This window comes from Arthrobacter sp. NPDC056691 (assembly GCF_042791415.1).
GTDB lineage: Bacteria > Actinomycetota > Actinomycetes > Actinomycetales > Micrococcaceae > Arthrobacter.
The window spans coordinates 121624-139499 of the sequence record NZ_JBHTXX010000010.1 but is presented as its reverse complement, the minus strand read 5'-3'; the positions used below and the strand labels follow the sequence as shown (position 1 = coordinate 139499).

Annotated in this window: 16 protein-coding genes and 1 tRNA gene; 8 read left to right on the top strand and 9 right to left on the bottom strand. The window is 63.3% G+C overall.

Translation table 11 applies throughout. The features are described from left to right. The first annotated feature begins 101 nt into the window (after positions 1–101). From ACFRAU_RS10960 to ACFRAU_RS10950, 3 genes are all read left to right on the top strand, one after another. Positions 102–374, top strand: coding sequence for a hypothetical protein (locus tag ACFRAU_RS10960; RefSeq protein ID WP_377999906.1), 273 nt, complete (start codon positions 102–104; stop codon positions 372–374). Then, positions 371–1093 carry a DUF2511 domain-containing protein gene (locus tag ACFRAU_RS10955; protein ID WP_377999905.1) on the top strand — a complete coding sequence of 241 codons (723 nt, stop codon included), beginning with the start codon at positions 371–373 and terminating at the stop codon, positions 1091–1093. Before ACFRAU_RS10960 ends, ACFRAU_RS10955 begins: the two co-directional genes overlap by 4 nt. Before the next feature lie 366 nt (positions 1094–1459). Continuing rightward, complete coding sequence (locus ACFRAU_RS10950; RefSeq protein ID WP_377999904.1) at positions 1460–2401, top strand: ATP-dependent DNA ligase; 942 nt, start codon at positions 1460–1462, stop codon at positions 2399–2401. A gap of 11 nt (positions 2402–2412) precedes the next feature. Here the strand turns inward: ACFRAU_RS10950 and ACFRAU_RS10945 are convergent, their stop codons facing one another. Together ACFRAU_RS10945 and ACFRAU_RS10940 are read right to left on the bottom strand one after the other, a co-directional pair. Continuing rightward, on the bottom strand, positions 2413–3516 hold the full coding sequence (locus tag ACFRAU_RS10945; protein WP_377999903.1) for a C40 family peptidase: 1104 nt from the start codon (positions 3514–3516) through the stop codon (positions 2413–2415). Positions 3517–4277: 761 nt separating this feature from the next. Beyond that, positions 4278–5063 (bottom strand): RNA polymerase sigma factor, encoded by a 786-nt coding sequence (locus tag ACFRAU_RS10940; RefSeq protein ID WP_377999926.1) that lies wholly within the window; start codon positions 5061–5063, stop codon positions 4278–4280. Between the two features lie 313 nt (positions 5064–5376). Between ACFRAU_RS10940 and ACFRAU_RS10935 the strand changes: the two genes are divergently transcribed. Continuing rightward, a complete protein-coding gene (locus ACFRAU_RS10935) occupies positions 5377–5700 on the top strand; it encodes an ArsR/SmtB family transcription factor (RefSeq protein ID WP_377999902.1) in 324 nt (107 codons plus the stop codon). On the opposite strand, the gene ACFRAU_RS10930 is transcribed toward ACFRAU_RS10935, so the two are convergent. Together ACFRAU_RS10930 and ACFRAU_RS10925 are read right to left on the bottom strand one after the other, a co-directional pair. Further along, complete coding sequence (locus ACFRAU_RS10930; RefSeq protein ID WP_377999901.1) at positions 5654–6157, bottom strand: hypothetical protein; 504 nt, start codon at positions 6155–6157, stop codon at positions 5654–5656. The genes ACFRAU_RS10935 and ACFRAU_RS10930 overlap by 47 nt on opposite strands. Positions 6158–6196: 39 nt before the next feature. Further along, the gene (locus tag ACFRAU_RS10925; RefSeq protein WP_377999900.1) at positions 6197–6538 is read right to left on the bottom strand and encodes a hypothetical protein; all 342 of its coding nucleotides are present in this window, start codon (positions 6536–6538) and stop codon (positions 6197–6199) included. A 168-nt stretch (positions 6539–6706) separates the two neighbouring features. Here ACFRAU_RS10925 and ACFRAU_RS10920 point away from each other — a divergent pair, with 168 nt between their 5' ends. The 3 genes from ACFRAU_RS10920 (at position 6707) to ACFRAU_RS10910 (ending at position 7682) form a co-directional block, all read left to right on the top strand. Then, positions 6707–6982 carry an ArsR family transcriptional regulator gene (locus ACFRAU_RS10920; RefSeq protein WP_377999899.1) on the top strand — a complete coding sequence of 92 codons (276 nt, stop codon included), beginning with the start codon at positions 6707–6709 and terminating at the stop codon, positions 6980–6982. 44 nt (positions 6983–7026) lie between these two features. After that, a complete protein-coding gene (locus ACFRAU_RS10915; protein WP_377999898.1) occupies positions 7027–7242 on the top strand; it encodes a helix-turn-helix domain-containing protein in 216 nt (71 codons plus the stop codon). 194 nt (positions 7243–7436) lie between these two features. Beyond that, positions 7437–7682: a hypothetical protein gene (locus ACFRAU_RS10910; RefSeq protein WP_377953505.1), complete on the top strand. Its 246-nt coding sequence runs from the start codon at positions 7437–7439 to the stop codon at positions 7680–7682. An 18-nt stretch (positions 7683–7700) separates the two neighbouring features. Here the strand turns inward: ACFRAU_RS10910 and ACFRAU_RS10905 are convergent, their stop codons facing one another. Together ACFRAU_RS10905 and ACFRAU_RS10900 are read right to left on the bottom strand one after the other, a co-directional pair. After that, positions 7701–8831: a tyrosine-type recombinase/integrase gene (locus tag ACFRAU_RS10905; protein ID WP_377999897.1), complete on the bottom strand. Its 1131-nt coding sequence runs from the start codon at positions 8829–8831 to the stop codon at positions 7701–7703. An 88-nt stretch (positions 8832–8919) separates the two neighbouring features. Beyond that, positions 8920–9001: transfer RNA gene (locus ACFRAU_RS10900), tRNA-Leu, on the bottom strand. A 206-nt stretch (positions 9002–9207) separates the two neighbouring features. Here ACFRAU_RS10900 and ACFRAU_RS10895 point away from each other — a divergent pair. Then, a complete protein-coding gene (locus ACFRAU_RS10895; RefSeq protein ID WP_306922492.1) occupies positions 9208–9813 on the top strand; it encodes an ANTAR domain-containing response regulator in 606 nt (201 codons plus the stop codon). 161 nt (positions 9814–9974) lie between these two features. On the opposite strand, the gene pyk is transcribed toward ACFRAU_RS10895, so the two are convergent. The 3 genes from pyk to gltB all read right to left on the bottom strand — a co-directional run bounded on the left by pyk (position 9975) and on the right by gltB (position 17649). Further along, the gene (pyk, locus tag ACFRAU_RS10890) at positions 9975–11495 is read right to left on the bottom strand and encodes a pyruvate kinase (RefSeq protein ID WP_377999896.1); all 1521 of its coding nucleotides are present in this window, start codon (positions 11493–11495) and stop codon (positions 9975–9977) included. Positions 11496–11582: 87 nt separating this feature from the next. Beyond that, the gene (locus ACFRAU_RS10885) at positions 11583–13040 is read right to left on the bottom strand and encodes a glutamate synthase subunit beta (protein ID WP_377994042.1); all 1458 of its coding nucleotides are present in this window, start codon (positions 13038–13040) and stop codon (positions 11583–11585) included. Then, entirely contained in the window at positions 13033–17649 is a 4617-nt protein-coding gene (gene gltB, locus ACFRAU_RS10880) for a glutamate synthase large subunit (protein WP_377999895.1), read from the bottom strand. The genes ACFRAU_RS10885 and gltB overlap by 8 nt, the downstream gene beginning before the upstream one ends. Positions 17650–17876 lie beyond the last annotated feature (227 nt).

Here is a 17876-nt window from a genome sequence, read left to right as displayed (position 1 = left end):
CTGAATGTCAGAATGTGTGTGCTTATCACGAAAGCGCGGTCACGAGCCGCTTATCCGGGCCGATATGCTCGACTTCATTCACGAATCAACCAGGGGGAAACATGTCAGGAAGTCCTGTCTACGGAGCCGGATATCAAAAAGGGAGCCAGGACGGTTTTCAAGAGGGCCTCGGCAAAGGCACCGGTCTGGGCGCTGTTGGCGCCCTCGCCGTCGTCGGAACTATTTACCTCGGGAAGCTGGGCATCACCAAGCTCAAAGATGTCGTCGCGGCCGCCAGGCATAAGAAGAAGTTGCTGGCCATGGAACAGCTGGAGACTCCCCCGGGGGATGATGAAAACGACGGCGACGATGCCAGCCAGGGAGCGAACTCATGATTATTTCCCGGTACTCAGCGTCGGCCAGCATGGTTTTTGCCGGACTGCTTCTCGCTGGCTGTGCAGCGCCCACGTCGCCGACAGCCGAGGAGACCTCCCAGACGTCTACTCCGTCGGCGTCGGCCGCTCCTGTCAGCACGCTGACCGATGCGGAGCGTGTGACCAAGGCAGAAGCCGCAGCTCAGGCTGAATTGCCCAATGCCCCTATCTGGAAGGGCATGACTTTCAAAGGGGTCGTCATTGACGAATCCGAGGTCTGCGTTGACCGCACCTGGCCTGCAGGAGGAGGGCCGGAGAAGCGCGGCGGGAACGCAGGGTATGTCGTGGTCAGCTTTCCTGGAGTCGCCGTCGGCAAGCCGCAGGACGGAACCTGCACAGAATATGCACCAGCTGAAGCAAAAGCACCCGCCAAGGTCAAGGTGCCCACTGCGGTGGCCAATGATCCAGGTCTGCTCGTCAGCACCGATTTCGGAAATAAGTGGCCGCTGACAGTTCCGTACGTGACGGCCCATTGTCAGGCCATGACGGTAGACGGCCGCCACCTCAAGGCGGTCTTTGTCGATGCCCCGGGGGGCAAGACTTATGCACTCAATGGCACGGCCAAGGACCACAGCAGCCATCCCGACATTGACCCAATCTGGGCGCCGCATTCCGGTGTTTCCGGCTTGAAAGTCGACATCAGTCCAGTCATTGATGCCGCTCTTGCACTTTGTGATTGACTCACGGGGACACTTGCTGGCACCCACGGAAGGAAGGTCCAGGAGCCGATGAAGTTCGCCGGTCACTTTCGTGGTCATTCAGTCTCTGCGCGCGTTTTGACTGCTCCTGTGAAACGGACTTACGACTCGGATTCCACAGAAATGCCATCTGGCTTGAAGAGTAACAACGATCCGAAACCTCTCTGTCGCTAAACGCTAGGGTTGCGAGACGAGGACCCCTTGGCATTGTCTTGTGCTCGTGCAGTGACCATCGATTGAAGTAGATGACCGACTCGCAAACGGGCCTATGCTGAGGCCATGTCAGGTTCCTTAAGCGAGATCCCTGCCGAACTGGGCCCACCAGTCCAACTAGCGTTAGCGAAGGCCGTGAATGCCTTCCCGGGACCAGAGTCGCTGCCCGGGACGATGTGCTTTGAGCCGAAGTGGGACGGGTACCGCATTGCCTTGTTCCGCGGCTCTCATGGCACGGAGCTCTGGTCTCGTCAGGGAAAGAATTTATCCCGTTATTTTCCCGAACTCGTGAACGCCGCCGACGAGCTAATTCCTGCCGGTTGCATCGTTGACGGCGAGGCCGTCGTGTGGACGGGCGGAAGGCTCAGCTTTGAGTCTTTGCAGCAACGACTCTCCGCCGGAAAGAATCGGCTGGTAGCCGTGGCCAACGAGCTCCCAGCGAATTTCGTAGCGTTCGACGTCCTCTGCGTAGCGGGCCACGATGCTAGGAGCTTACGGCTGCGGGAGCGGCGGGCGCTGTTGCAGGAGCTCGCCGACGGATGGACTCCCCCATTCTCCCTATCTCCGTTGACCACGGATCTAGACCTCGCCTTGCAGTGGTTCAAAGACTTGGCCACCGCAGGTCTGGAGGGACTCATCATCAAAGGCGACTCTCAACCATACTTGGGTGGTCAGCGGGTTTGGTTGAAATATAAGCGACGGTCCGAGATCGACATCATCTGCGGGGCTGTAGTCGGGCCAATCGACCGGCCGACTGAAATCGTGGCAGGTCTTCCGATTGACGGGGCATTGCGGATCGTAGGCCGGTCTTCGGTCCTGCGCTCTTCCGATAGCCAGGTCCTAGCACAATGGCTTAAACCCCCCGAAGGTCCCCACCCCTGGCCGGAGATGGTGAAGGGCAGCACACTTGACCGATTCAACCGCGATGCATCACCAGTAGCTTTGACACTCGTGGAGCCGGTCGTCGTCGAGGTGTCCGCAGACAGCGCCTGGTCGGGACAAGCCTTCAGGCATGCTCTGCGCTTCATCAGGGTCCGCCCGGAGCTGCCGCCGGAGGAGGTTCCGCTCCCGCGCTAACTCCTTTGACTTCATCTCAATAAATCGAAGTACGCGGTGTCCGAATTCCAGGCGAGCGGGTGCAGCAAGGTGCCCACTGCGGGATTGAGCGCGCTATACATTCTGCCGCCGCCGGCGTAGATGCCCACGTGCCCCCAGTTGTTCGGACCTTGGGCGTTCTGGACAACCAGGTCCCCCGGCTGTGGGGTGCGAGTCCTCACGCCCACCCTCCACTGCTCGACCCGCGGCAGATTGATTCCTGCCTGCCTGTAGATCCATTGGACAAAACCCGAGCAGTCCCATGCTTTGAACGCCGTCCCACCCCAGACGTACTTGCCCCCGAGGCCTGCTTGAGTGAACCGTAGGATGTCCTTTCGGATCTGACTGAGATTCGCGTGCTGCGGGGCCGGTGTGGAGGCATCACGAGACTCGATACAGCTACTTGCGGCCTCACCTTCGCCGAGCGAGTCGACAATGGCGGACGCCTGACGCTCCCACCGGGCATACAGCTCAGGAAATGCTGAAACCTGGACCGCCTGTGCAGCCTGACCTTTACTCATAAACTGCCAGCCCGGAATGTCCAGCAACCCTCGAGGGCTGCCGTGATTCGGCCCACGCGGACCGCCATAGAACGCTCGCACGTTGTATGTCGGGTCCATTAGCTGCTCGACACTCCCCCAGCCCGCCGCCGGACGTTGCTGGGCGGTGCCGAGGGAATCGTGGTCGCTGCCGACGCCATCATGGGGAAAGCGAAGGGACGCGGGAACGTTCGAGTTAGCCAGGACTCTAAGGCTGGATTCCTGCATTGCCATCATGATCGCAATGATCTGGCCATCTCGAGGCACTCCTAGCTGTTTGCCGACGGATATGTACCCCCGCGCAATGGCAGCCTGTCGGGCGGGCAGTCCAGCTGGTGCCTGACTGTCCAGTCCGATGTTCACAGAGTTGGGATCTTCGCTGGTCTGGCCATCGGGCAGGCAAACGGACGACACACTTACAGTGTTGAAGCCGACTACCGCCACGCCGGCGCAGAATGCAAAAGCTACCAAGAGACCCAACGTCATAGCCGCCGCCACCGCGGTCCGCAGAATCACGCGGCGCTTGGCCCAGGACGCAAGCAAGGCTGGCGCCGGCATCAGTAGACGATCCTGCTCGCAGCAGCGTAGAAGCCGACCATCAGGCAGTGATCGACGGGAGCTGTTTCAGCCGGCGGACAGTTCATCATGACGCTCACTGGCGCCGTGTACACGTTGCGGGAAGAGCTCGTTTGGTCCAGAACCCGCAGGGAAACGGTGCACACGTGCAGTCCGGCCCACGGTGCTGGTCGCTCCCGTACTTTGGCAAGCTCAACGTCGCAGCGAAGAAACTGCACGACCGCACTACGGCGCGCCTGCTGCCCAGCCAAAGAGGCATAGCTTCCAGCATTGATCCCAGTCGCTTCGAACTCCTGCACAAATACCGCAAGTGGGTTGGATCCGTCCGGCAGGACGTTCCACCAGCTGCGAAGCCTGGAGTAGGCCTCAGAGTACGATGCCGCCCGCGTATCCCATGTATAGATCGCCTTCGCGGCCGCCGAGGCTAGCTTGCGATAGTCGACAGTTCGGGGTTTTTCCGGCGTTGCGCTGCTCGTGATGGAAGGCTCCGTCGCTGGCGCCTCCGCCTGCAGGGGTTTCGTCGGTCCCGGGGATGGCGCCACCGTCCGCGACGAAGGGGCAGGCTGGGTTGCAGGCGCCTCCATAGGACGCGAAAGAACGAAAATGACCGTGGTCAGGGTCAAGAGTGTGATGAAAATAAACCACCATCGACGCCTGCCTGGTCCGGGGAGCGACCTTATCCGCGATAACCACATTCCTGCCTCCTCACCTACTCATGGCAAGATGACCGGCCCTGGACATGATCAGGCAACGCCTTGCATCCCAGTCCGGATGATTCTCCAGGCGGCCTGATACAGTCGGCGTGCGAACCCGATCTGAACTGCCACATAGCGCTCAGTCACGCCAAGCTCCGCGGCCACTGCTGCCAAAGCCGTGGTTCGTGCTGGTCCACGCACCCCCGGGCGGACAATCGCGGCGGCGGTTCGGCGCAGCACCACTGTGGGCAGGCACGCTGCCGCCTGCTCGCACAGCTGGCCGATGTTGCAGACCGCCTCCGGCTCAACCTCGAGGGCCTTTTCAACCGTCCGGGCCGTCTGGCGCACGACTGTGGCCGCATGCCACCGTCGGCGATCCTGCGGCGACGGCGGACCGTATCGGCGTGGTCCAGCAATGCTGCCGAGGGCGAGTTCCCAATCTCTCGCTGACACGCTAGTCCGGGTCAGTTCAATAATCGTTCGCGCCCACTCCTGGTCGACGATTTTCTCGCAGCTCCGACCCCCAGCCCGGTCCATGCCAAGGAGTACGGCAGCGTCCAGAGACGCCGTGCCGTCGCAGGCCGCAGGATCACCGAGTAGCGGGTAAGTTTTATGGCTCATCTCCCAGCGGATGTGAGCGGCGCACACGTTCGTGCATATTCCCTGGACCCATGCGCCGAAGGGAACGCCGGGGAGTTGGCGATAGCGGCCTCGCGCTACTCCGTCCCACACGGCGACTCTAATGTCTTGCAGTACATCGTCCGCATCGGAGGCCCGGCCTATGCGACCTAGGTGCGAAACGACATATCCACGCACGCTTTCAACGGCGACCATTATCTGATCCACCGGGATCGCGGCCGCAGCGGCTTCCGGGGCCCTGCGCAGGGAAACATCGACGTCGGTCTTGATTTCGTGATCTTGCCGGGCTTGATCTGCCCTGGTTTCGACTCGCATGGTCTTCACCGCTTTGCGTAGACGATTCAATAAGTTCCGGCGCCCAGCGAGTCCGGCGCCTCCGGTGTGGTGGCAAATGATCATGGCCAACCACGACTACAAAGAGACTACGGAAACTATTGTCAAAGATAACTAAAGTATCGTCAAGACTGCGAGACTTACTTTTCCAGCAGCCTTCGATAAGAATGGTCCTATGCCTAGGATTACGCAGCCTCACGACGACGCCTGGTCCGCCGACGTCGAGGCTGCCGTGGCCACGTTCGGCAACAGAGCACGGAATGAGATCCTGCGCTATCTTTCAGCGCATGGCCCGGCAACCAGGGGGGATATCGTGGCGGCGGTCAGCGCTGGCGAGCCAAGCGTCGCGAAGCACTTGCTTGCTCTTGAGGACGCCGGCGCCGTTGTAGTCGACGTAGAACCTGGAAGACGGCATGGCAGGTCACCCCGATATTCAGCAAGCCCAGCACGGATCAGGGAACTTCTGGCTGCTCACCTTGAGTATCTTCTGGAGGACTAGCGGCAGCTTGCTCGACCTCGGGATGCCGCCCAATGTCCTTGTTCAGATATTCAGAGATAGCCCTCAATGTCTCAGGCGACACGTCCCCCAGGGTCCGGGCCGCGAAGGACTTCACACGGGCCGCCCTCAGGGACTTAACGAATTCAAGCTGCGAATCAATGCGCTCGGGCAGTTCGGTGTCGTTCCCGAGCAGATACGAGGGATCGACCTTGAAGATGCTGCACAACCCCGCGAGCAAAGCCGGGTCCCTGACCAGGCGGCCGGTTCCCTCTTTCATATAGAACCACCGTGCACGGGACAACTTGATGCCCCTATCCGCAAGCTCGGCCTGAACTTCCCTGAACGTCAAGGGCTTGCCCCGTTCGGCAACCGCAGCATCTAGCAGCAAATTCAGCCGACGTGCCAACTGGGCCTGCGGGGACAGCACATCACCACGCCCAGACTCGGCACCCCACATTGGCCCTCCTCGATCAGCATCCGGGACCGGCGGCGCCTGTCAGTACCCGCGGATCCCCTCCGCCCCAGTATTCCCTGAGCCGTTCGAGTCGGCAATCAACTGCTCGATCCGGGCATCCAGGTAAGACACCAGCACGAAGCCGGCCGACGGCGCGGCTGGTACGTCGCGGATTCCCGGACCAGCCAGATCCTGGCAAATCTGTAGAACAGCCAGCGGCAGCACATGGTGAACATCCAACTGGAAGCAAACTTCCGTAAGGACGTCTCTCAGCGCCCGCAGCAGCTCCACCTGCTCTCCCAGTGAACCGCAGTGCCAGTAGCGATCAGCGTGGAGGATTCTGGCCGCCTCTAAAAAGGCTGTGATCTGCGGATGGTCCGGCATGTCGTACCCCTCACCCGTCAGGAGGCCGCCGCCGCCTGACTATTCGATTCTGCTGCAGATCATTTCCACGGCGCGCCTCTTCCAACATGATCGCGTCGAGAGTAACCTGCTGCTGTAGACCCGTCTACAGCAGCAGGTTCCCGCAAATTCTTGGGTTGTGGTCTCTCCATGTCGAACATCCTAATGAACCGGACGCGAAGCCAAATCATCCGTTTCCTACTGCGGAACGGCCCATCAACCTGCGGTCAGATTGGTACTGGGCTTCGCGCGTCACCGTCCGCAATTCGCCGACAACTGTTGCTCCTGCGGCGAGCCGGCTTGGTGCAGCACTCGGCCAGTCATTTCGACGCTTTGCCCGAGCAAGTCCAGCGGCAGGTTGAAGCCCTCGCAGAAAGCTTCACCGGCACCGTCATGCCGCCCGCTGGCTCTTCCCCCATGAATTAGGAACCGAGCTGGCCATCGTGCTGGCAAGCACGACGGAGACACTTATGACCTCACTTCCAGAACGCAGTCACAACACCGAAGCCGCGGATGAAACGTGGCTGACTCCCAAGGAAATCTGCGCGCAGCTACAGATCCCTGAGCAGACTTTCTACCAGTGGCGTGCCAAGCACGTCGGGCCGCGGGCCTATCGAATCGGCCGGCACCTTCGAATCAACCGCACCGACTTTGTCGCCTGGCTCGCCCTGCACGCCGAGGAATAGAGCTCGCACCCTGCCTGGACTATGACCAGCGGGCCCCATGCCCGAGGAACATAGGCGCACCTCATGGCGCCCCAGGGGCGGCCAGTAAACCTCCCTTCGATAATCCGGTCATGCAGCCGGCGGTTACTGGCTCCATGAGCAAGTGCTGGACCAAACAGGGGCAACGCCGCCATCGACGAGGGGACTGAAGCAGCATGAAACTCGAATTCTTCGAACCTGCCGAGGCCGCATCAGTGCTCAAGTGTTCCGAGGCGTGGCTCCGCGACGGGGCCACCAAGGGCGAGTTCCCCCATTCGGTCTGGGGCAAGGGGAAGATCGTGTTTACCTCGGTCCACCTGAAAGAGATTGCCCAGTTGCGCGAAGTCCGACGCACCGCTCAGACGCCATCATCCGTCCGGGTCATTGGCAGCCGAGCGCAGGCACGCCAGAAATCCTCGTAACTGCGCGGGCGAGCCAAGTTAGCTACGCCAGATCACGGCGGATCTCTCCACAGCGTCAGCGGCATCCTGGAGCGCTTGCGGCATCAGGTGGCCGTAGACCTGCTCCGTCGTACGAGTGGATGCGTGCCCCAGCCGCCGGGAGACCGTGAACAGGGAAACGCCGTCCTGGATCAGCCAGGACGCATGGGTATGGCGCAGATCGTGGATCCGCGGCGATTTGGTCAGTCCGCGCGCTTGCGCAGCCTCCACTGCAGGGACCCAGTAGTGATGCCAGTAGAGCTTGTGAATGATCCGCTCACCCTTGGGAGTCGTGAACAGCAAGTCTGAACCGGGCCGGCTGGCAACCAGTGGAACGAGGATATCCACCAGGTGGGGGTTGAGCGATACCGTCCGCTTACCTGCACCCGTCTTGGTCGCGCCGATGTAGTACTCCGAATTAGTACCGCGTTTCCACGCCTTGTTGATCCGGATCGTCGCCGGCTTGGACATGAGATCGACGTCCGCCACAGTTACGGCGGTTGCCTCTCCAAAGCGGAGCCCCGTCATCACCAGGAACTCTGTAAACGCTTTGTACCGCTCCCCCATGCACTCAAGGATGAGCCCGAATTCAGCATGCGTCAGGAACCGGGCCTCGTCCTCCGCCTTCTCGCTGGACGGAAGCTGAACGCGCTGGCAGGGGTTGTCCTTCCGGTAGCGCAGCATCACAGCCGTCTCCATGGCCCCATAGATCAGGGCATGGTTGTTCTTGATCGTCTTGGGTGATCTGCCCTTGGCCTGCATCGACTTGATCCAGTGGGTCACGTGCCGATAGTCAAGCTTGTCGACTGGAATGTGTCCTATGACGTCGGCGATGTGCAGCTTCAGCATCGTTTGATACGTGTGGACCGTCCCCACGGACGGTCGCACCAACAAATCGATGTGTTCCTGGATTACCGCAGCAACAGTTGGGGCTTTCGTCTGGTTCTTGACCATCGCGTGCTGCGCAATTTCGAAGGACTGCTCGTTCGCGTCCAAGAGCCGTTTCAGGGTTTGGGCTTCAGCCGCGGTCGAGAAGGTGATTCCTTCTTGCTTCTTCGTTTTCGGGTTGCGCCAGCGAACTGTGAACGAGGTCGATCCGTCCGCTTTTTTGCGCTCCCAAATGCTGGCCATGGGCAAAATTTTAGGCCTCGTGTGCACAGAAAACGAGCTTTTGTGCACACCCTCAGCCGAAACCCGGCCCTGACCTGCGAAAACACTGTGCCCGAGGTGGGACTCGAACCCACACACCTTTCGATACCGCATTTTGAGTGCGGCGCGTCTGCCAATTCCGCCACTCGGGCGCGGAGTACACGGAGTAACAATCGTAAGCTCACAGCTAAGTGTGATCAACGCAGCCACTACCAGTGCGCGGAATTACTCTACATGCAGATAGGCTAAAACCCAGAATCGCGCCACCGCCGTCGCAACAAGCCATGCCGATCCAAGTACAAGCGCGGGGCCCAACTAAGATAGTCATAGTCCCGCCGTACCTTTTCAAGGAGATCCCGTGTCAGAACCGACGGAGTCAAACAAAACGTCCCAGCCCGCGCGCCGCGTCGTCGTGGCCGAAGACGAAACCCTCATCCGCTTGGACATCATCGAAATCCTGCGGGGCGAGGGCTACGACGTCATCGGCGAGGCCGACAACGGCGAGAAGGCCGTGCAGCTGGCCGAGGAGCTCAAGCCGGACCTGGTCCTCATGGACGTTAAGATGCCCGTCATGGACGGCATCTCCGCAGCCGAGAAGATCGTCAAGGCACGCATCGCCCCCGTGGTGCTCCTGACCGCGTTCAGCCAGAAGGAACTCGTGGAGCGCGCCCGCGATGCCGGCGCCATGGCCTACGTGGTGAAGCCGTTCACGCCCGCCGACCTGATCCCCGCCCTGGAGATCGCGCTGTCTCGCCACGAGGAGATCAAGGCCCTCGAAGCCGAGGTCACCGACCTGCAGGAGCAGTTCGCCACCCGCAAGCTCGTGGAACGCGCCAAGAGCCTGCTGACCACCAAGATGGGCCTGACGGAGCCGGAAGCCTTCCGCTGGATCCAGAAGACCTCGATGGACCGCCGTCTCAGCATGCGCGAAGTGGCCGAGACCATCATCAACCAGGTCAACTAACGCCAAGAAGCAGCAAGTAAGGAGGGACCCCGGCATCGCGCCGGGGTCCCTCCGTTTTCCGCGCCAAAGAGCCAAAAAAGCCACGGAAACCAAGAAAAACCAAAAAAGAGGATCCCCGCCACCAGCAAACCGGTAGCGGGGATCCTCCCTTTCAGGTCAGGCTACTCAGCGGGACCCGCTGCAGCCTTGTCCTTGTTCTTCTTCTTCTTTTCCGGCCACGGGCCGAGCTTTTCCTTCTTCTCGGAAGCCTCGCCCAGGCGCGGGGTGTCGGCGAGGTCGCCCACCTTGTGGACCTTCAGCGAGTTGGTCGAACCCGCCTTTCCGGGAGGGGAACCGGCAGCGATGACCACGAGGTCGCCGTCTTCCACAAGGTTCATGTCCAGCAGACTGCGGTCCACCTGCGCGGTCATTTCATCCGTGTGGCCCACCATGGCAACCAGCTGCGGCTGGATGCCCCAGGTCAGCGCCAGCTGGTTCCACACGTGCTCCACCGGAGTGAACGCGAAAACCGGCTTGATCGGACGGAGGCGGGACAGGCGGCGAGCCGAGTCACCGGACTGCGTGAACGTACAAATGTACTTGGCGTCCAGCTGGTCGGCGATTTCGACGGCGGCACGGGTGATGGCGCCACCGCGGGTCTTGGGCTTGGTGCCCAGCGGGGGGACGCGCTCCAGGCCGTGCTCCTCGGTGGACTCGATGATCCGGGCCATGGTCTTGACCGTCTCGATCGGGTACTTGCCCACGCTGGTCTCGCCGGAGAGCATGACCGCATCGGCGCCGTCGAGCACCGCGTTGGCGCAGTCGGAGGCCTCTGCACGGGTCGGGCGCGGGTTGTCGATCATGGACTCGAGCACCTGCGTGGCCACGATGACCGGCTTGGCCCAGCGGCGTGCCAGTTCAATGGCGCGCTTCTGCACGATCGGCACTTCCTCCAGCGGAAGCTCCACACCCAGGTCGCCGCGGGCAACCATGATGGCGTCGAAGGCGTCAATGATCTCGTGCAGCTGCTCAACGGCCTGCGGCTTCTCGATCTTGGCGATCACCGGTACGCGGCGTCCCTCTTCGTCCATGATCTCGTGGACTCGCTTGATGTCCGCGGCGTCACGCACGAAGGACAGTGCAACCATGTCCACACCGCGGCGCATGGCCCAGCGCAGGTCGTCCTCGTCCTTTTCGCTCAGTGCGGGGACGTTGACGGCAACGCCCGGGAGGTTGATGCCCTTGTTGTTGGACACAAAACCACCGACGGTCACCTTGGCGACAACCTTGACGTCGTCCACCTCGATGGCACGCAGCGCCACCTTGCCGTCGTCGATCAGCAGGGCGTCGCCCGGGTTGACGTCCTCGGTGAGGCTCTTGAGCGTGGTGGAGCAGATGTCCTTGGTGCCCGGTACGTCCTCAGTGGTGATCGTGAAGATGTCCCCCACGGCCAGCTGGTGCGGACCATCGACAAAGCGGCCCAGGCGGATCTTGGGGCCCTGCAGGTCAGCCATGATCGCCACGGCCTTGCCCAGGTCGGATGCGGCCTTGCGGACATTTTCATAGGTGTTGTCATGCACGGAGTAGTCACCGTGGCTCATGTTCATGCGGGCTACATCAACGCCGGCTTCCAGCACCGCGAGGGTGTTTTCGTAGCTGGCAATGGCCGGTCCGAAGGTGGCCACAATCTTTGCGCGTCTCATATACCTACCCTATTTGTCACTTGCATTGGTTAAGTTGTCGCGGAGATGAATTTCATCCCCGGATCGGCCGCCACGGAGGGAGGCGCGCTACAGGACAGCGATGGCGCGGTCCGTCGGAGCCACGGGTGCAGGAAGGATGGTACTGCCCATCAGGAACTTGTCCACCGCCGCGGCGGCGGCACGGCCCTCGGCAATGGCCCACACGATCAGGGACTGTCCGCGGCCGGCGTCGCCCGCCACGAAGACACCCTCGGTGTTGGTCATGTAATAGCCGTCACGGGCCACGTTGCCGCGGCCGTCGAACTCGGCACTGACCTGCTCGGTGATGCCGGCGGGTTCCGCTCCGGTGAAGCCCAGGGACAGGAACACCAGGTCGGCGGGGATGATCCGCTCGGTGCCGGCCTTCGGGAGGCGCTTGCCGTCCACGAATTCGGTCTCGGCAACCTTGACACCGGTCAGCTTGCCGTCCTCGCCTACAAACTCAACGGTGGAGGCAAGGTACGTGCGCTCACCGCCTTCCTCGTGGGCGCTGGCCACCTCGAACAGGGTGGGGAACGTCGGCCACGGCTGGTGGCCGGCGCGTTCCAGCGGCGGCTGCTTGCCGATGGCCAGGGTGGTCACCGAGGCTGCCTGGTGGCGGTGTGCCGTACCGATGCAGTCCGCACCGGTGTCGCCGCCGCCGAGGATGACCACGTGCTTGCCGCGGGCGTCGATGTGGTTCTCCGGGGACTCGCCCGCCACCACGCGGTTGGACGGCACCAGGTAATCCATGGCGAAGTGCACGCCGTCGAAATCACGGCCCGGAATGGGCAGGTCACGCGGCACCGTTGCACCCGTGGCGATAACCACGGCGTCGTAGCGGCGGCGCAGCTGCTCCCAGGTGACGTCCGTACCGACGGCGACGCCGGTGCGGAAGCGGGTGCCTTCGGCCTTCATCTGCTCGAGCCGGCGGTCCACCTGCTCTTTTTCCATCTTGAAGTCGGGGATGCCGTACCGCAGCAGGCCGCCGATCTTGTCGTCCCGTTCGTAGACGGCCACGGTGTGGCCAACGCGCGTCAGCTGCTGGGCAGCCGCCAGGCCGGCAGGGCCGGAACCGACGACGGCGACCGTCTTGCCGGTGAGGCGGTGCGGGGGCAGTGGGTTGACCCAGCCGTTGTCGAAGGCCTCATCGATGATGGACACCTCAACCTGCTTGATGGTCACCGCGGGCTGGTTGATGCCCAGCACGCAGGACGCCTCGCACGGGGCGGGGCAAAGCCGGCCGGTCCATTCGGGGAAGTTGTTGGTGGCATGCAGCCGCTCAATCGCTTCCTCGCCCTTGTCCCGCCACATGAGGTCGTTCCACTCGGGAATCAGGTTGCCCAGCGGGCATCCCTGGTGGCAGAACGGCACGCCGCAGTCCATGCAGCGGCCGGCCTGGCTCTTCAGGACACCCTTTTCCTGGGCCTCGTAAACTTCCTTCCAGTCCATGATGCGGACGGGAACGGGACGGCGCGGCTGGGTTTCACGCTGACGTACTTTCAGAAATCCGCGTGGATCAGCCACCGGTCACCTCCAGGATTCGAGACCAAACTTCTTCGCCGTCGGGGTCCAGGCCCTCTTCGATGGCGTCAAGACGGGTTTGCAGCACTGCGGCGTAGTCGCGCGGCAGCACCTTGGTAATGCGGGCAGCGGTGTCGTCGAAGTTATCGAGCAGACGCGCAGCCAGCTGGGATTCGGTTTCCTCCACGTGCTTGACCAGCAGGCCGTGGACAATATCGCGGTCCTCGGCGTCCAGCTCGAGGAGCTGGAGTTCGCCGGACTGCAGGGCTTCCTTGTTGACCCGGGCTGTGTCCAAGTCCAGCACGTAGGCCGTACCGCCGGACATGCCCGCGCCGAAGTTGCGGCCGGTGCGGCCGATGATCAGCGTCTGGCCACCGGTCATGTACTCACAGCCATGGTCGCCGATGCCTTCGACCACCGCGGTGGCGCCCGAGTTGCGCACCAGGAAGCGTTCGCCCACCTGGCCGCGCAGGAACATCTCGCCGCTCGTCGCGCCGTAGCCGATCACGTTGCCGGCGACGACGTTACGTTCCGCCTGGAACACGTTGGTGCGGTCCGGGCGGACGATGATCCGGCCGCCGGAGAGGCCCTTGCCGACGTAGTCGTTGGAGTCGCCGTACATGCGCAGCGTGATGCCGGCAGGCAGGAACGCACCCAGCGACTGCCCGGCGGTGCCGTTCAGCGTGATGTCGATCGTGTCCGTGGCCAGCACGTCCGTGCCGAATGTCTTGGTCACGACGTGGCCGAGCATGGTGCCCACCGAGCGGTCGGTGTTGATGACGTCAACCGTGATCTTCACCGGGGCACGGTCGGTCAGCGCCTCGGCGGCCATGGTGATGAGCCGCTGGTCGAAATGCTTGTCCAGCTCGTGGTTCTGGCCGGTCAGGTTCCGCAGCGGGGCGTCGTCGTCAAACTCGAGGCCGTGCAGGATCGGATCCAGGTCCAGGCCTTCGGCCTTCCAGTGGCTGATGGCCTCCTGGGTGTCCAGCATTTCGGCGTGGCCGATCGCCTCCTCGATGCTCCGGAAACCGAGCTCCGCGAGGATCTCGCGGACTTCCTCGGCCAGGAACTCGAAGAAGTTGACCACGAACTCCGGCTTGCCGCTGAAGCGGGCTCGCAGCTCGGGGTTCTGCGTGGCAACGCCCACCGGGCAGGTGTCCAGGTGGCAGACGCGCATCATGATGCAGCCCTCAACCACCAGCGGCGCCGTGGCGAAGCCGAATTCCTCGCCGCCAAGCAGCGCGGCGATCACGACGTCGCGGCCGGTTTTGAGCTGGCCGTCCACCTGTACCACCACGCGGTCGCGCAGGCCGTTGAGCATGAGGGTCTGCTGGGTCTCTGCGAGACCCAGCTCCCACGGCACACCGGCGTGCTTGAGCGAGTTCAGCGGCGAGGCGCCGGTTCCGCCGTCGTGCCCGGAAACAAGCACGACGTCGGCCTTGGCCTTGGTGACGCCGGCGGCAACTGTGCCGATGCCCACCTCGGAGACGAGTTTGACGTGCACCCGGGCCGAGGGGTTCGCGCGCTTCGCATCGTAGATGAGCTGCGCGAGGTCCTCGATCGAGTAGATGTCGTGGTGCGGGGGCGGGGAGATGAGTCCGACGCCGGGAGTCGAGTGGCGCGTCCGGGCAACCCAGGGGTACACCTTCTGGGCCATCAGCTGGCCGCCTTCACCGGGCTTGGCGCCCTGGGCCATCTTGATCTGGATGTCGTCGGCGTTGCTCAGGTAGAGGCTCGTGACACCGAAGCGGCCCGAGGCAATCTGCTTGACGGCCGAACGGCGTTCCGGATCCAGCAGGCGGTCCACGTCCTCGCCGCCTTCACCGGTGTTGGACTTGCCGCCCAGCCGGTTCATGGCGATCGCGAGGGTCTCGTGGGCTTCCTTCGAGATGGAGCCGTAGCTCATGGCGCCCGTGGAGAAGCGCTTGACGATGCTGGAGACCGGCTCGACTTCCTCGAGCGGAACGGCGGGCCGCACGCCGTCCTTGAACTTGAGCAGACCGCGGAGGGTCATCAGGTTCTCGGACTGGTCGTCCACGCCTTTGGTGTACGCCTTGAAGATGTCGTAGCGGCGCTCACGCGTCGCGTGCTGCAGCCGGAAAACCGTCTCCGGGTTGAAGAGGTGCGGTTCGCCGTCGCGGCGCCACTGGTACTCGCCGCCGCCCAGCAGGGGCCGGTGCGGCTGCTCGATGCCGCCCTCCGGGTAGGCCATCTGGTGCCGCGCGGAAACCTCGGCCGCGATGACGTCCAGGCCCACGCCGCCCAGCTGGGAGTGCGTGCCGGCGAAGAATTCGTCCACGAGCTCCTGGCCCAGGCCCAGCGCCTCGAACGTCTGGGCGCCGGTGTAGGACGCCACGGTGGAGATGCCCATCTTGGACATGATCTTCAGGACCCCCTTGCCGAGCCCCTTGATCAGGTTGTAGACGCCGTCCTGCGGGGTCACGCCCACCACGTCGCCGGCAGCGATGAGCTGCTCGACGGACTCCATGGCCAGGTACGGGTTCACGGCGGAGGCGCCGTAGCCCACCAGGACAGCCACATGGTGCGTCTCGCGCACGTCGCCGGCCTCGACCACCAGGGCGGTCTTGGTGCGGTTGGCGCTGCGCAGCAGGTGGTGGTGCACGGCGCTGACCAGCAGCAGGGACGGGATCGGGGCCCACTGGGCGTTGGAGTCGCGGTCCGAGAGGACCACGTACTGCACGCCGCGGTTGATGGCACCGGAAACCTGCTCGCAGATTTCGGTAAGCCGGGCGCGCAGGGCGTTCTCCCCGCCCTCGGGCCGGTAGAGGCCGCGGACCTTCATGGCAACCTTGTCGCCGTCGGCGTTCTCAATGTTGGCGATCTTGGCGAGCTGGTCGTTGTTGATCACCGGGAACGGCAGGGAGACCTGCGGCTGGCGCACCTGCTTGGTGTCCAGGAGGTTGCCGTTGGGGCCGATGGCACAGGTCAGGGAGGTGACCAGCTCTTCCCGGATGGCGTCCAGCGGCGGGTTTGTGACCTGCGCAAAGGACTGCACGAAGTAGTCGAAGAGCAGGCGAGGGCGCTTGGACAGCACGGCCACCGGGGTGTCGGAGCCCATGGCACCGAGCGGCTCGGCACCGGTGCGGGCCATCGGGCCCAGGAGGATCTTCAGCTCTTCGGTGGTGTAGCCGAAGGTGCGCTGGCGGATGTTCACGGACGCGGCCGTGTGCACCACGTGCTCACGTTCGGGCAGGTCCTTGAGGTCGATCAGGTTGTCCTTGAGCCACTCGGCCCACGGGTTCGCGGCGGCGACCTCGGCCTTGACCTCTTCATCGCCGATGATGCGGCCCGCCTCGGTGTCCACCAGGAACATCTTGCCGGGCGAGACGCGGCCCTTCTTGACCACCCTGGAGGGTTCGACGTCGATGACGCCCACCTCGGAGGCGAAGACGACCAGGCCGTCCTCGGTGATCCAGTAGCGGCCGGGGCGCAGGCCGTTGCGGTCCAGGGTGGCGCCCACGAGGTTGCCGTCGGTGAACGACACGGCGGCGGGGCCGTCCCAGGGTTCCATCAGGAGTGAGTGGTATTCGTAGAACGCACGGCGTGCCGGATCCATCGTGGCGTGGTTTTCCCAGGCCTCGGGGATCATCATCATGATGGAGTGCGTGATGGGGCGGCCGGACAGCCACAGCAGCTCGGCCACCTCGTCGAAGGACGCGGAGTCGGACGCGCCGGGCGTGCAGATCGGGAACAGCTCCTCCGGCGAGTCTCCCAGCAGCGGGTTGGCAAGCTGCGACTGGCGGGCGCGCATCCAGTTCCGGTTGCCCTTGACGGTGTTGATTTCACCGTTGTGGGCGATGGTGCGGAACGGCTGGGCCAGCGGCCAGGACGGGAAGGTGTTGGTGGAGAAACGCGAGTGGACGATCGCCAGCTTGGTCTTGAAGCGCTTGTCCGAAAGGTCCGGGTAGAACGGCTCCAGCTGCGCGGTGGTCAGCATGCCCTTATAGACGATGGTCCGGGAGGACAGCGAGGGGAAGTAGACGCCGAACTTGTTCTGGGCCCGCTTGCGGATGCGCCAGGCGCGGCCATCGATGTCATTGCGGTCCAGCTGCTCGCCGGTTGCCGAGGCGAAGAACGGCTGGGAGAAGTACGGCATGCAGGCGCGCGCCATGGCGCCGACCAGGTCGGCGACGACGGGAACCTCGCGCCAGCCCAGGACTGTCAGCCCCTCATCGGCGGCCAGGCCCTCGATGCCGGCCTTGGCGGCGTCGGCCTCGCGCTGCTCAGCAGGCAGGAAGGCGGTGCCCACGACGTACTGGCCGGGGGCCGGGAGCTCGAATTCGGTGACGGCTCGGAAGAACTCGTCCGGCACCTGCATCAGGAGGCCCGCGCCATCACCCGTTCCCTCATCTGCACCGACGGCACCGCGGTGCTCGAGGTTGCGCAGGGCGGTAAGGGCGGCGTCGACAATGTCGTAGCCGGGCTCACCGCGCAGGGTGGCGATAATCGCAAGACCGCAGGCGTCCTTCTCCTGCTCCGGGTTGTAGAGCCCGGATGCCTCGGGGAGCGCCGCAAACCGCTTGAACGGCGACATGGCGGCGTCCGGCTGGTTCGGTTCGGACCAGCTGGGGCTTGAAAGAGTTTGGGTCATGGGAGACGTCCTTCCTCCTGATCGTGCGTATGGAAGGGACAACGTTGGCCCCACTCAGAGCGCCTCTGTGATGGGCACAACAAAGTGTTACTGCTTACTGGAAATTGTAGGGCAGGCATACGTGCTGAACTAACAGTTACGCAGGCTTCCGCCCCGGGCTTGACCGGCCAGCAGCTCTCTGCTGACCGAAGTTGCCCCTGCCACGACGCTGTGGTGGTGGGCGCTCC

Bases quoted from the DNA above. Each gene is read 5' to 3' on its own strand.
- ACFRAU_RS10960 (WP_377999906.1), top strand. From the start codon at position 102: ATGTCAGGAAGTCCTGTCTACGGAGCCGGATATCAAAAAGGGAGCCAG.
- ACFRAU_RS10955 (WP_377999905.1), top strand. From the start codon at position 371: ATGATTATTTCCCGGTACTCAGCGTCGGCCAGCATGGTTTTTGCCGGA.
- ACFRAU_RS10945 (WP_377999903.1), bottom strand. From the start codon at position 3,516: ATGCCGGCGCCAGCCTTGCTTGCGTCCTGGGCCAAGCGCCGCGTGATT.
- ACFRAU_RS10940 (WP_377999926.1), bottom strand. From the start codon at position 5,063: ATGGTCGCCGTTGAAAGCGTGCGTGGATATGTCGTTTCGCACCTAGGT.
- ACFRAU_RS10935 (WP_377999902.1), top strand. From the start codon at position 5,377: ATGCCTAGGATTACGCAGCCTCACGACGACGCCTGGTCCGCCGACGTC.
- ACFRAU_RS10930 (WP_377999901.1), bottom strand. From the start codon at position 6,157: ATGTGGGGTGCCGAGTCTGGGCGTGGTGATGTGCTGTCCCCGCAGGCC.
- ACFRAU_RS10925 (WP_377999900.1), bottom strand. From the start codon at position 6,538: ATGCCGGACCATCCGCAGATCACAGCCTTTTTAGAGGCGGCCAGAATC.
- ACFRAU_RS10920 (WP_377999899.1), top strand. From the start codon at position 6,707: ATGTCGAACATCCTAATGAACCGGACGCGAAGCCAAATCATCCGTTTC.
- ACFRAU_RS10915 (WP_377999898.1), top strand. From the start codon at position 7,027: ATGACCTCACTTCCAGAACGCAGTCACAACACCGAAGCCGCGGATGAA.
- ACFRAU_RS10910 (WP_377953505.1), top strand. From the start codon at position 7,437: ATGAAACTCGAATTCTTCGAACCTGCCGAGGCCGCATCAGTGCTCAAG.
- ACFRAU_RS10905 (WP_377999897.1), bottom strand. From the start codon at position 8,831: ATGGCCAGCATTTGGGAGCGCAAAAAAGCGGACGGATCGACCTCGTTC.
- pyk (WP_377999896.1), bottom strand. From the start codon at position 11,495: ATGAGACGCGCAAAGATTGTGGCCACCTTCGGACCGGCCATTGCCAGC.
- gltB (WP_377999895.1), bottom strand. From the start codon at position 17,649: ATGACCCAAACTCTTTCAAGCCCCAGCTGGTCCGAACCGAACCAGCCG.